The sequence below is a fragment of the Aminobacter sp. LjRoot7 genome (assembly GCF_964252895.1).
GTDB classification, from domain to species: Bacteria; Pseudomonadota; Alphaproteobacteria; order Rhizobiales; family Rhizobiaceae; genus Aminobacter; species Aminobacter aminovorans_B.
The window spans coordinates 343,874-356,418 of the sequence record NZ_CAXUPX020000002.1; the positions used below are offsets into that span (position 1 = coordinate 343,874).

Genomic DNA, 12,545 nt, shown 5'->3' on the forward strand with positions numbered 1-12,545 from the left:
TGTCCGGGCGAGTTTGGCCGGATGATGCTCTATCTGTCCGAGACCTGCCAGCGCGGATTGATCCACGGCTCCTGGTTCGACGGCGCGAGCGGTGTCCGCCCCAATATGTGGTCGGACGCCTTTTCACCAGTCATGATCGACGGGCCGTTGAGGTTGCCATTGGTGACGCGCGGGAAGATCGAGGAGTCGGCGACGCGCAGGCCGTCGACGCCAATCACCCGGCACTCCGGATCGACAACGCTGGTCGGGTCGTCGGCCCGGCCCATGCGGCACGTGCCACAGGGATGGTAGGCACTTTCGGAATGCTCGCGGATGAAGGCGTCGAGCTGCTCGTTGGACTGCACGTGGCTGCCGGGCGAAATCTCACTGCCGCGGAATGGATCGAAGGCGGACTGACCGAAGATCTCGCGAGTGAGGCGGATGCAGTGGCGAAAGTCTTCCCAGTCGTCGGGATGCGACATGTAGTTGAAGCGGATCTCCGGCTTGTCCCACGGATCGCTGGAGCGAAGGGTGATCGCGCCGCGCGACTTCGACCGCATAGGGCCGACATGGGCCTGGAAACCGTGCGACTTCGCCGCCGCCTTGCCGTCGTAGCGAACGGCTGCCGGCAGGAAGTGGAACTGGATGTCGGGGTAGTCGACGCCTGATTTTGAGCGCACGAAGGCTGCGGCCTCGAAGTGGTTGGTCGCGCCGAGACCAGTTTTGAACAGCAGCCACTCGGCGCCGATCAACGCCTTGGAGAACGGGTTGAAGACTGAGTGCAGGGTGATCGGCTGGGTCGATTCCTGCTGGATATAGAGCTCCATGTGGTCCTGGAGGTTCTGGCCGACGCCGCGCCTGTCGGCGACCACAGATATGCCGTGCTTCTTCAGATGCTCGGCCGGGCCGATGCCCGACAGCATCAACAGTTTCGGCGAATTGATCGAGGAGGCAGCGACGATCACCTCACGTCGTGCCTTAACGACCTGAATCTTCTTGCGAGCTTCGATCTCGACGCCGACGGCACGTTGATTCTCGATCACCACGCGCCGGGCGAAGCCATTGACGACGCGAACATTTCCGCGTTTCAGCGCCGGCCTGAGATAGGCATTGGCGACCGACCAGCGGCGCCCGCCATGGATGGTCTGCTCCATGGCGCCAAAGCCTTCCTGCTTGGACCCGTTATAGTCTTCGGTCAGCTCGAAACCGGCCTGCCGGCCGGCATCGACGAAGGCCTGGTAGAGCGGGTTCTTGCGCGGGCCACGCTGCACGTTGAGCGGACCCGAGGTGCCGCGCCAGCCGTCCTCGCCGCCGTTCGAATGTTCCATGCGCTTGAAGTAGGGCAGCACGTCGGCATAGCCCCAGCCGGTGGCACCCTGTTCGGCCCAATGGTCGAAGTCGTGCGCATGACCGCGGACATAGACCATGCCGTTGATCGAGGACGAGCCGCCGAGCACTTTGCCGCGCGGGGTGGCGAGTACGCGGCCGCCGAGATGCGGTTCCGGCTCGCTGGAATAACCCCAGTCGTAGCGGCTCATATTGAGCGGGATGGACAGCGCCGACGGCATCTGGATCAGCGGGCCGAAGTCGGTACCGCCATACTCAATGACGATGACGGAGTGCTTGCCGTCTTCCGACAGGCGGTAGGCCATGGCCGAGCCGGCGGAGCCGGAGCCGACGATTACGAAATCTGCTTCAAGCATTGTTCACATGAACCAAAAAATCGGCGAGCGAGACGTTGCCGCCGGTTGCGACGACGAGCACGGTCTTCCCGGCTACGTCGACCTTTCCTCCCAGAAGTGCCGCGAGCGACGAGGCGCCCGACGGCTCGAGCACGAGCTTCAGCCGCTCGAAGGCCGTGGTCATCGCGCGGCGGACGGATGCGTCGTCGACGGTCAGCGCGCGAACATTGGTGGTCGTGATGGCCGCAAAGGGCGCTTCGCCCGGCCGGCGCGCCATCAGGCCGTCACAGATCGATTTCTCCGCCAACGGCACGGCCGAGAGAGCGCCATTGGCGAGTGATGCGCCCAGGCCGTTGAAGCCTTCAGGTTCGACGGCAAAGATCTGCGTCGATGGTGAGATGTGGTGGAAAGCCAGCGACACGCCGCCGATGAGCCCGCCACCACCAACCGGGCAGAGCACGATGTCGGCCGTAACGCCCTTGGCCGCCAGCTGGTCGAGTGCTTCGAGGCCGGCGCCGGCCTGGCCGGCGACGATCTCGGGATCGTCGAACGGGTGGAGCAGGACCAGCCCTTCGGTTTCGGAAATCTCGCGCGCCTTGGCGGCGGCTACCTCTTCGCGGGCGCGGTCGCCATGGTCGGTCAGGACCACACGCGCGCCATAGCCCTTGGTCGCCTCGCGCTTAGCGGCGGGCGCGTCGATGGGCATGACGATGGTGACGGGAATGCCGAGCGACTGGCCGGCCGCGGCAAGGCCTTGGGCGAAATTGCCGGAGGAGAACGCGACCACGCCACGTTTGGCTTGATCCGGTGAAAGCTGCTTCAGCCGCCAGTAGGCGCCACGGGCCTTGAACGAGCCGGACCATTGCAGCGACTCCGCCTTGACGAAGACACGCGCTGCACCGGTCTCGCGGGCGAGGACGGCGGATTCGAGCAGCGGCGTGAGCTGGGTCGCCTGCGATGTCTCGGCATAGGCCTGGCGCAGCCGCTCGAGACCTGGAACTTCGGTGCTCATCATTCACCCCTCGGGAAACGTTTGCTCTCTTCGAGCACGTTGAGGTCCATGTGATTGCGCATGTAGCGTTCCGACGCCTTCTGCAGCGGCTGGAAATCCCACGGGTAGTAGGCGCCATTGCGCAGCGCAGGATAGATCACCCAGCGGCGGGCCTGGCTCTCGCGCACGGCGGCGTCGAAGCCGGCCATGTCCCAGCGGGCGCGGAGCTTCGCCATGAAGCTGGCGACCAGGTCCGCGTGAGCGGGGTCTGCGGCAAGGTTGCGGAGCTCCCGGGGATCCGATTCCAGATCAAACAGTTGCGGCGGGTCGATCTCGCAGTGGACGAACTTAAGGCGGCCGTCGCGGATGGCGACAAGCGGCGCATAGGAGCCTTCGGCGGCGTATTCCATGAGCACCGGAGCGGTGCGCTGTTCACCGCGCACCAATGGCAGCAGCGACTGCCCGTCGGTCCAAGGCGCGATATCAGAGAGGTCGATGCCAGCGAGGTCGCACAGCGTCGGCAGCACGTCGAGGTTGGAGGTCGGCGCCTCGACCAGGCCCGCCGGCAGGTTCTTGCCGGCGACCATCAGGGGCACGCGCGCCGAGCCTTCGTAGAAGCACATCTTGAACCACAGGCCACGCTCGCCGAGCATGTCGCCGTGGTCTGAACAGAACAGGACGACCGTGTCGTCGAGCATGCGCGTGCGCTCGAGCACCGACAGCAGTTCGCCGACCTTGTCGTCAATGTAGGAGATGTTGGCGAAGTAGCCGCGGCGCGAGCGGCGCACCTGCTCGGGCGTGATGTCGAAGCTGGCATAGTCGCTGGCGAGATACAGGCGCTGCGAATGCGGGTCCTGCTGTTCGGCCGGGATGAAGCCGACTTCGGGGTCAAGGGCAGGGCAGTCCTCGTAGAGGTCCCAATACTGCCGCCGCGCGACATAGGGGTCGTGCGGGTGGGTGAAGGAGACGGTGAGGCACCAGGGCCGGCGGGCGTCCTGATCGGAGACGCGGGCGAACTCGTAGAGCTTCTGGGCAGCCAGGAAGGCGACCTCGTCGTCATACTCCATCTGGTTGCTGATCTCGGCTGTACCCGCGCCGGTGACCGAGCCGAGATTGTGGTACCACCAGTCGATGCGTTCGCCCGGCTTGCGATAGTCGGGAGTCCAGCCGAAATCGGCCGGATAGATGTCAGTCGTCAGCCGCTCCTCGAAACCATGCATCTGGTCGGGCCCGACGAAGTGCATCTTGCCCGACAATACGGTGTGATAGCCGGCAGCCCGCAGGTGATGCGCGAAGGTTGGGACCGACGAGGTGAACTCGGCAGCGTTGTCATAGACCCCTGTGCGCGATGGCAGCTGCCCGGACATGAAGGCAGCGCGGCCCGGCGCGCAGAGCGGTGACGCCGTGTAGTTGTTCTTGAAGCGGGCCGAGCGTGCGGCCAGCGCCTTGAGATGCGGAGCGTGCAGGAAGTCGGCTGGACCGTCCGGAAAGAACGTCCCGGCCAACTGGTCGACCATGACGATGAGGATGTTGGGCTGCGTGGTCGTCATGCTTTGCTCGCCTGCGAAAGCTTGGTCTCGAGGTAATCCTCGACCAGCGCGATGGCCGAGCCAGCATTGGGGATGCCCTCCCGTAACGCCCGGCGAATGTAGAGCCCGTCGATCAACGCGGCTGTCGCTTCGGCGACGCGCTCGGCGTCAGGGCGCGGCAGCAGGCGGGTCAGGCCGCTCATCAGGTTCGAATGCAGCCGATGGGCGTAGACGCGCAGCAGGCGACGCAGTGCCGGCGACTTCTGCGCCTCGACATAGAAGGCGAGCCAGGCGGCGATCGTCTCCGATCGGAACTGCTTGTCGGAGAAGTTGACCGAGATGACGGCCGAGACACGGGCGCGGGCTGTCTCCGCATGGCGGAGTGCCGTGGTCGTATCGATCAGCAGTTCGGACAAAAGGTACCGCATGGTGGCAGCGAGCAGTTCGTCCTTGGCGCCGAAATAGTGGTGGGCAAGCGCGGACGACACGCCGGCACGGCCCGCGATCTCTGACATGGTCACGTCGAGGGTGCCGCGCTCGCCGATCGCAGAGATCGTCGCGTCGATCAGCGCCTTGCGGCGTAGCGGCTCCATTCCGACCTTGGGCATCGTACCAACCTCCGAGGCTCAGACTATTTTTAATTGACTCATCAATCAATAAAAACTCCGCCGCGTAATACCCCATTTCCGACGTTGAACGACATTGAAACTGTCCAAGATTTGTTCAATATTGAACTTAATAGGGACGTTGGATTCACCCCTGAAATGGCGCAACATGCGCCCTGCGATTGGAGGCAGTGATGACCGCATGCATCGTGGGCTGGGCGCATTCGCGCTTCGGCAAACTCGAAGGCGAAACGCTGGAAAGCCTGATCACCAAGGTTGCGAGCGACGCGCTCGAGCATGCCGGCATCGGGCCGGACGACGTTGACGAAATCGTGCTCGGCCATTTCAATGCCGGCTTCTCCGCCCAGGATTTCACCGCAAGCCTCGTGCTGCAGGCCGACGACCGCCTGCGCTTCAAGCCGGCGACACGTGTCGAAAATGCCTGCGCCACCGGTTCGGCTGCGGTGCGGCAGGGCATCCGCGCCGTGAATACCGGGTCGCGAATCGTGCTCGTGGTTGGCGCCGAGCAGATGACGACGACGCCCGGGCCTGAAATCGGCAAGAACCTGCTCAAGGCATCCTATCTGCCCGAGGACGGCGACACCCCGGCAGGCTTCGCCGGTGTGTTCGGCAAGATCGCCCAGGCCTATTTCCAGCGTTATGGCGACCAATCGGACGCCTTGGCGATGATTGCCGCCAAGAACCACAAGAATGGCGTCGACAATCCCTATGCCCAGATGCGCAAGGATTTCGGCTTCGACTTCTGCCGCCAGGAGAGCGAGAAGAACCCGTTCGTCGCCGGACCGCTGAAGCGCACCGACTGCTCGCTGGTTTCGGATGGGGCTGCCGCACTCGTCCTGACCGACAGCACCACCGCTTTGCGAATGGGCCGCGCCGTTGCTTTCCGCGCCAACGAGCATGTTCAGGACTTCCTGCCGATGTCGAAGCGCGACATCCTGCAGTTCGAAGGCTGCGAAGTGGCCTGGAACAAGGCGCTGAAGTCGGCAGGCGTTTCGCTCGACGATCTGTCCTTCGTCGAGACCCATGACTGCTTCACCATTGCCGAACTGATCGAATACGAGGCCATGGGGCTTGCGCCACGCGGCGAAGGCGCCCGTATCGCGATGGAGGGCATCACTGCCAAGGATGGCCGCCTGCCGGTGAATCCCTCAGGCGGTCTCAAGTCGAAGGGGCATCCCATCGGCGCTACCGGTGTGTCGATGCATGTGCTGACCGCGATGCAGCTGACCGGCGAAGCTGGGGGCATCCAGGTCAAGGACGCCAAGCTCGGCGGCATCTTCAACATGGGCGGTGCCGCGGTCGCCAACTACGTGTCGATCCTGGATCGCATCAGATGAGGCATTCGGCCGTCGTCATCGGCGGTGCGTCAGGCATCGGCCTTGCTGTGGCCGAGCGCCTGGTTGCTGATGGATGGCCGGTGGCAATGATAGATGGCGATGCGGCGGCACTTGCCGCTGCCGCGGACGCCATCGACAATGACGAAGTCGTCTTCATCGAGGCCGATCCGACCGACGAGGACAATGTCGCCGAGGCTTTCGACCAGGTGGTGGACAGCCTCGGCCTCGTCGGCGGACTCGTCGCGGTGGCCGGCTTCGACCGCTATGCAAGTGCCGAGGATACCAGCGCTGAGATGTTGCGCGAAGCGCTCGACATCAATCTGGTCGGGCCGTTCATCGCAGCCCATGCCGCGCTCGAGCGGATGGGGGCTTCCTTGTCCATCGTCAATGTCGGCTCGGTCGCTGGCCTGCGCGCGCATCGCGGCAGGCTTGCCGTCGCTGCCTCGCAGGCCGGGCTGAAGTTGATGGCCGAGGTGCTGGCACTTGAGGTCGGCAATCGCGGCGTTCGTGTCAATGCCGTTGCCGCCGGGCCGACAGAGATCGATGCAGATGGCAATGGCGGCGGGATTGCGCCACGCCTGATGCCGCAGGGGCGTTATGCCGAGCCCGAAGAGATAGCCGCCGCTGTCGCGTTCCTGCTCTCCCCGGAAGCGAGTTATGTCAACGGTCATACACTTGCGGTGGATGGCGGATTCCTCGCCGCCGCGCTATCGGGTGACAGGGCATGATGCTGCACTGCTAGCGTGGCAGGCGGCATGCCCAGGAAAATCATCTGCAAGCGCATGAAGGCTCGTTGAAAATGGCAAATCCGGTTCTTGTCGAGGTGCTGCGCGGCGACCTCGTTGAAAGCGTGCATCGCGGTGCGGTGGTCGTCGTCGACGGCGATGGCAAGCAGGTCTGGGCCACAGGCGACACGCAACAACAGGTCTTCCCGCGCTCGGCGGTCAAGGCGATCCAGGCGCTGCCTTTCGTCGAAAGCGGTACGGCCGATGCGTATGGCTTCGGCGATCGTGAACTGGCGCTGGCCTGCTCTTCGCATTCCGGCGAGGTCGCGCACGCCGAGCTCGCCAACGCCATGCTCGCCAGGGCGGGCCTCGAGGCTGATGCGCTCGAATGTGGGGCGCACTGGCCCTCCAACCACGCTGCCACGATCGCGCTCGCACGCAGCGGCGCGTCGCCAAGCGCTTTGCACAACAATTGCTCGGGCAAGCATTCCGCCTTCGTCTGCACCTGCCGCCATCTAGGCATCGCGCATCAGGGCTATGTCAGGCCCGAGCATCGTTTCCAGGAGATGGTTCGGGAGACGATGGAGGCGGTTACAGGGGCTCGGCACAACGAGGCCAACCGCGGCATCGACGGCTGTTCGATCCCGACTTTTGCCGTGCCGTTGCAAAACCTTGCTTTGGGCTTTGCGCGCATGGTCACCGGCAATGGGCTCGGCACCGAACGGGCAGGGGCGGCGCGCCGATTGATGTCGGCCTGCATGGCCGAACCTTTTCTGGTCGCTGGAACCGACAGGGCCGATACGGAGTTGATGCAGACTGCACCCGGACGGATCTTCGTCAAGGTTGGCGCCGAGGGCGTATTTTGCGCGGCCGTGCCCGAACTCGGGCTCGGAATCGCGTTGAAATGCGACGACGGCGCGGGCAGGGCGGCCGAGGTCATGATCGCGGCTGTCCTCGCTAGGCTTTTGGTAAGTGATGAAGTGCTGTCGGGTCGCATGAAAAAGGCTGCCAATCCTGTGCTCAAGAACTGGAACGGCATCGAAGTTGCGTCGCTTCGGCCCACCGCTGCATTCGGCTGAGGGCGCAATGAGCGGGTCAGCCTGGCTGGCTTGTTATCCATGCAGCGAACACCTAGGTTCGGTTGATGAGCAGAGCTTTTACCCGCGAAGACGATAGCGAAAACGTAATCGCTGACATCGGCGAGCGGCCGGTCAGCGCGTCGCGAAACCTGGTCACCGAGCAAGGGTTGGTCCATATCGAAGCCCAACTCGCCGGCCTGCGCGAGGATCTGGCCAAGGCCGAGGCCGACGCCGACCGCGAGCGCATTGCGACCGTGTCGCGCGACCTGCGCTATTGGCAGTCCCGCCGCGAGACAGCCGAGGTTTCCATTCCCGAACCCGACAGCACGGTCGTCCGCTTTGGCATGAAGGTTGTCATCGAGGATGACAATGGCAAGCGCAACGTCTGGCAGATCGTTGGCGAAGACGAGGCTGACGCCGCCAAGGGCCGCATCTCGCATGCCTCGCCGATGGCGGTCGCGCTGTTCGGCAAGTCCGTAGGCGACCTCGCCTCGGTCAACGGCCATGAATGGGAAATCGTCGAGCTGGGCAGCTAGGTTTCGACCGGAACCGTGTGGTCGCGGAAGAAGGCGGTCGCGCCGGCTTCGTCGATTTCACCGGCTGCTACACCCATAACGAACAAATAGAGCGCGCCGTCGTCGGCTGTCAGCTCATAGCCATTGACGGCCAGAAACGTACCTGCCGCCACGATTGCCGTCCGCTTGTTGCCATCGACGAAGGGATGATTGCGTGCGATCCCGAACAGGTAGGCGGCGGCCAAGTCGATGATCGTAGGATTGCCATAGGCAGCCTTGTTTTCAGCACGGCCAAGCGCCGACTCCAGCGCATTTTCATCGCGAAGCCCTTGCGCGCCACCATGCCGCCGGAGCTGTTCTGCATGCATGGCCTCGACGACGCGCCGGTTCAGAAATTGCGGGCTCATTCGGCGAGTTTCTGAAGCGCCACCTTGTATTTGTCCATGAACTTGCTGGCCGCTTCCATCTGCCGCTCGAATACGTCGTCAGTGGGCTTAAGGGTAAGGCCGTCCTTGGATTCGACAATCTCAAGCGTGTCTCCGGCCTTGAGATTGTGCCGTTCGAGCAATTCCTTAGGCAGGATCACGCCTTCCGAGTTTCCGATCTTGCGCACCGTCACATTCATGGCAATGCCTCCATGTTATAACTTGCGTATAACATATGTGCTCGCTGGAACCAAGCCATTGTGGCTCGCGTGGACGGCCACTATACCTTGCAGGTGGCCGCAGCTGCGGTCGGAAAATAGCATTGCCGGAGACAACGCCCATGGCGCAGGACGACAGCATTTTCATTGGTGCCAGCCGCAAGCCGGACGATAGCTATCAACGACCCGAAGAGTTGCTGTTGAAATACGGTAATCGCCACGGTCTCGTTACTGGCGCGACCGGCACCGGCAAGACGGTGACGCTACAGATACTGGCCGAAGGCTTTTCGAATGCCGGCGTTCCGGTGTTCTGCGCTGACATCAAGGGCGACCTGTCGGGCATCTCGATGATGGGCGAGGCCAAGGATTTTCTCACCGCCCGCGCCGAGGCGATCAAGCTTGATCCATATGAGTTCCAGGAATTCCCTGTCATCTTCTGGGACCTGTTCGGCGAACAGGGGCACCCCATTCGCGCGACCATCTCCGAAATGGGCCCATTGCTTTTGTCGCGGCTGATGAACCTGACGGAAGCGCAGGAAGGTGTGCTCAACATCGCCTTCCGCATCGCCGACGAGGAAGGCCTGCTGCTGCTCGACATGAAGGATCTGCAGTCGCTGCTGGCCAACATCGCCGATCGGGCAGACGAAATCGGTACCCGCTACGGCAATATCACCAAGCCTTCGGTTGGCGCGATCCAGCGTTCGCTGCTGGTGCTTGAGCAGCAGGGCGGCAACCATTTCTTCGGCGAGCCGGCGCTGAAGATCGCCGACATCATGCGCACGACGCGCGATGGCCGCGGTGCGATCAACGTGCTTGCCGCCGACAAGCTGATGATGAACCCGCGGCTCTACGCGACCTTCCTGCTCTGGCTGCTGTCGGAGCTGTTCGAGGTGCTGCCCGAGGTCGGCGATCCCGACAAGCCGAAGCTGGTGTTCTTCTTCGACGAAGCGCACCTGTTGTTCGACGAGGCGCCGAAGATTGTCGTCGACCGCGTCGAACAGGTCGTGCGCCTGATCCGTTCGAAGGGCGTCGGTGTCTATTTCGTCACGCAGAATCCGCTCGACGTTCCCGAAACCGTGCTGGCCCAGCTCGGCAACCGCGTCCAGCATGCGCTGCGTGCCTACACGCCGCGCGAGCAGAAGGCGGTGAAGACCGCTGCCGATACCTTCCGTCCGAACCCTGACTTCAACTGCGCCACAGCGATCACCCAGCTCGGTACCGGCGAGGCGCTGGTGTCGACGCTCGAAGCGAAGGGCGTGCCGTCTATGGTGCAGCGGACGCTGATCCGGCCGCCGGCATCGCGGCTTGGGCCGATCACGCCGCAGGAGCGCCAGAAGCTGATCAACGAGAGCCCGGTCGCCGGTCAGTACGATCAGACGATCGACCGCGAATCGGCCTTTGAAATGCTGCAGAAGAAGGCGCTCGAGGCGCAAAAGGCCCAGGAGGAAGCACAGCAGGCGAACACCGGCGGCGGCAGCGGCTGGACGATTCCGGGCTTCGGCAACGACGCACCGGCTTCCGGCGGCCGTAATACCGGCAACGCACCGAGGCCGCGGACATCGAACCGCCAGACGGTGACCGAGGCTGCGCTGAAGTCGGTCGTGCGCTCTGTTGGCTCGTCGGTCGGCCGTGCCCTGGTGCGCGGAATTCTCGGCAGCCTGAAGAAGGGCTTCTGACCCCGTTTCTCAAAGGCCAAAAAGCAAAAACGGCGCGTCGATGACGCGCCGTTTTTTGTTGATGAACTAGCCTGAGGTCAGGCCATGCCGAGGCCGTTAGTGACCAGGATCGGCGTCTTGGACGGCACGCGATCGTAAAGATCCATGATGTCCTGGTTCATCAGGCGCACGCAGCCTGACGACACCGACTTGCCGATCGTCCACCATTCTGGCGAACCGTGGACGCGATAGAGCGTGTCTTCGTTGTTCTGGAAGATGTAGAGCGCACGCGCACCGAGCGGATTGTTCAGGCCAGGCGCCATGCCGCCGTTGCGGACGCTGTACTTCTCGAGCTTCGGGTCGCGGCCGATCATGTCGTCCGGCGGCGTCCACTTCGGCCACTTGCGCTTCCACTGGATGACGGCACGTCCCGACCAGGCAAAGCCGGCGCGGCCCAGGCCGACGCCATAGCGGATCGCTTCGCCGTTCTCGCGGACCAGGTAGAGGAAGTGCGTCGAGGTGTCGACGACGAGCGTACCGTGACGTTCGCCAGTCGGATCGGCGACGACCTGGCGAAGGAACTGGGGCTTCACCTTCTTGATCGGGATGCCGGGAACTTCATAGCCTTCATCGCTGACGGGGCCATACATGTTAACGTAGTCGCCGAAGGCCGGGTCGATGGTTGGCGTCGGCGGGACGATTTGCGGCGCTTCCACGAACTGGCCGCCTCCGCTGACGGTCGAGCAGGCCGAAAGCGCTGCCGTGGCGGCACCCGCGGCCGCCAAGTTGAGAAAGCCGCGCCTCGACAGGGGGCGGGATGATTCATTTGATATGGGCATGGCTGCGATCTAGGATTCCAGTTCGAAAGAAATGGTGAATTCAAGGGAAACGGTCGGCGTCCCCTTAACGCTCACGGAGATAGGCGGGTCAAAATCCGACCTTAGGGTGGACAAAGCATGGCAACGATGTGACGCGCCAATCACTGTTGCGTTATGGCAACATGCCTGACCTATGGTTAGCTAACCAATTGTAACTAAACCTTCCAGCGACGGCAGGATCAGGGAGGGCGGGAAGTCGCGATACTCGTCCGGCTGGTCGGAGCGATTGATCCAGACGGTGCGGCAGCCGAACTTGGCGGCCCCCGCTATGTCCCATCGATTGGACGATTGGAACGAGATCGCTTCGGGATAGAGGCGCCAGCTGCTGGCCACCAGATCATACACCGACTGGTCCGTCTTGAAGCGGCGGACGCTGTCGACGGAGAACACTTCATCCAGAATGAGGTCGAGCCCGGCCGAACGCACGGCGGCTTCAAGCATGGCAGGCGAACCGTTGGAGAGGATCGCAAGCCTTGCACCATTGTCTTTCAGATTCCGCAAGACTGCGGGGACTTCCGGGTAGCAATCGAGCCGCCAGTAAGCATCGAGCAGCTTGCTGCGCATCGCCGGATCGACAGAGGGCACCTTGCGGAAGGCGAAGTCGAGCGCCTGTTCGGTAAGCTGCCAGAAGTCGAGATAGGCGCCCATCAGGGTGCGGACCCAGGAATATTCGAGCTGCTTGGCCCGCCAGATCTCCGACAGCAGCTGGCCGTCGGGGCCGATGTCGGCGGCGTGGCGGCGAACGGCGGCGTGCACGTCGAACAGCGTGCCATAGGCGTCGAATATGTAGGCGGCGTGGCGCATGCCTGTGGTTTTCCAACGGCTTGGCGGCGAGCGCAAGCACAACTATCGGCTGGCTCCAACATTTCGGCACGCTGCTGGTTGACGAGGCCTGCCAAAGCCTTT

13 protein-coding genes are annotated in these 12,545 nt (G+C 63.3%); 5 read left to right on the forward strand and 8 right to left on the reverse strand.

What is annotated here, in order from left to right; translation table 11 throughout:
• Positions 1 to 29: 29 nt before the first annotated feature.
• From betA to betI, 4 genes are read right to left on the reverse strand one after another with little or no spacing between them, the layout of a single operon-like run.
• Positions 30 to 1,682, reverse strand: a complete 1,653-nt coding sequence (betA, locus tag ACSQ3E_RS07300) for a choline dehydrogenase (RefSeq protein ID WP_436122178.1) — start codon at positions 1,680 to 1,682, stop codon at positions 30 to 32.
• On the reverse strand, positions 1,675 to 2,673 hold the full coding sequence (locus ACSQ3E_RS07305) for a threonine/serine dehydratase (RefSeq protein ID WP_436122179.1): 999 nt from the start codon (positions 2,671 to 2,673) through the stop codon (positions 1,675 to 1,677). Before ACSQ3E_RS07305 ends, betA begins: the two co-directional genes overlap by 8 nt.
• A complete protein-coding gene (gene betC, locus ACSQ3E_RS07310) occupies positions 2,673 to 4,202 on the reverse strand; it encodes a choline-sulfatase (RefSeq protein ID WP_436122180.1) in 1,530 nt (509 codons plus the stop codon). Before betC ends, ACSQ3E_RS07305 begins: the two co-directional genes overlap by 1 nt.
• Positions 4,199 to 4,789, reverse strand: a complete 591-nt coding sequence (gene betI / locus ACSQ3E_RS07315; RefSeq protein ID WP_310323239.1) for a transcriptional regulator BetI — start codon at positions 4,787 to 4,789, stop codon at positions 4,199 to 4,201. The genes betC and betI overlap by 4 nt, the downstream gene beginning before the upstream one ends.
• 191 nt (positions 4,790 to 4,980) lie before the next feature.
• Between betI and ACSQ3E_RS07320 the strand changes: the two genes are divergently transcribed.
• The 4 genes from ACSQ3E_RS07320 (at position 4,981) to ACSQ3E_RS07335 (ending at position 8,484) form a co-directional block, all read left to right on the forward strand.
• A complete protein-coding gene (locus ACSQ3E_RS07320) occupies positions 4,981 to 6,144 on the forward strand; it encodes an acetyl-CoA acetyltransferase (protein WP_436122181.1) in 1,164 nt (387 codons plus the stop codon).
• Entirely contained in the window at positions 6,141 to 6,872 is a 732-nt protein-coding gene (locus tag ACSQ3E_RS07325; protein WP_310323244.1) for an SDR family NAD(P)-dependent oxidoreductase, read from the forward strand. Before ACSQ3E_RS07320 ends, ACSQ3E_RS07325 begins: the two co-directional genes overlap by 4 nt.
• Before the next feature lie 71 nt (positions 6,873 to 6,943).
• Entirely contained in the window at positions 6,944 to 7,948 is a 1,005-nt protein-coding gene (locus ACSQ3E_RS07330) for an asparaginase (RefSeq protein ID WP_436122182.1), read from the forward strand.
• Positions 7,949 to 8,013: 65 nt separating this feature from the next.
• Positions 8,014 to 8,484 carry a GreA/GreB family elongation factor gene (locus ACSQ3E_RS07335; protein WP_310323247.1) on the forward strand — a complete coding sequence of 157 codons (471 nt, stop codon included), beginning with the start codon at positions 8,014 to 8,016 and terminating at the stop codon, positions 8,482 to 8,484.
• Here ACSQ3E_RS07335 and ACSQ3E_RS07340 read toward each other — a convergent pair.
• A complete protein-coding gene (locus ACSQ3E_RS07340) occupies positions 8,481 to 8,870 on the reverse strand; it encodes a type II toxin-antitoxin system death-on-curing family toxin (protein ID WP_436122183.1) in 390 nt (129 codons plus the stop codon). The genes ACSQ3E_RS07335 and ACSQ3E_RS07340 overlap by 4 nt on opposite strands.
• Positions 8,867 to 9,088 carry an AbrB/MazE/SpoVT family DNA-binding domain-containing protein gene (locus tag ACSQ3E_RS07345; protein ID WP_436122184.1) on the reverse strand — a complete coding sequence of 74 codons (222 nt, stop codon included), beginning with the start codon at positions 9,086 to 9,088 and terminating at the stop codon, positions 8,867 to 8,869. Before ACSQ3E_RS07345 ends, ACSQ3E_RS07340 begins: the two co-directional genes overlap by 4 nt.
• Positions 9,089 to 9,228: 140 nt before the next feature.
• Here ACSQ3E_RS07345 and ACSQ3E_RS07350 point away from each other — a divergent pair, with 140 nt between their 5' ends.
• Complete coding sequence (locus tag ACSQ3E_RS07350) at positions 9,229 to 10,782, forward strand: helicase HerA-like C-terminal domain-containing protein (protein ID WP_310323253.1); 1,554 nt, start codon at positions 9,229 to 9,231, stop codon at positions 10,780 to 10,782.
• Positions 10,783 to 10,859: 77 nt separating this feature from the next.
• Here ACSQ3E_RS07350 and ACSQ3E_RS07355 read toward each other — a convergent pair whose 3' ends face one another.
• Positions 10,860 to 11,600 (reverse strand): L,D-transpeptidase, encoded by a 741-nt coding sequence (locus ACSQ3E_RS07355; RefSeq protein ID WP_436122185.1) that lies wholly within the window; start codon positions 11,598 to 11,600, stop codon positions 10,860 to 10,862.
• A gap of 180 nt (positions 11,601 to 11,780) precedes the next feature.
• Positions 11,781 to 12,443, reverse strand: a complete 663-nt coding sequence (locus ACSQ3E_RS07360) for a haloacid dehalogenase type II (RefSeq protein WP_436122186.1) — start codon at positions 12,441 to 12,443, stop codon at positions 11,781 to 11,783.
• Positions 12,444 to 12,545 lie beyond the last annotated feature (102 nt).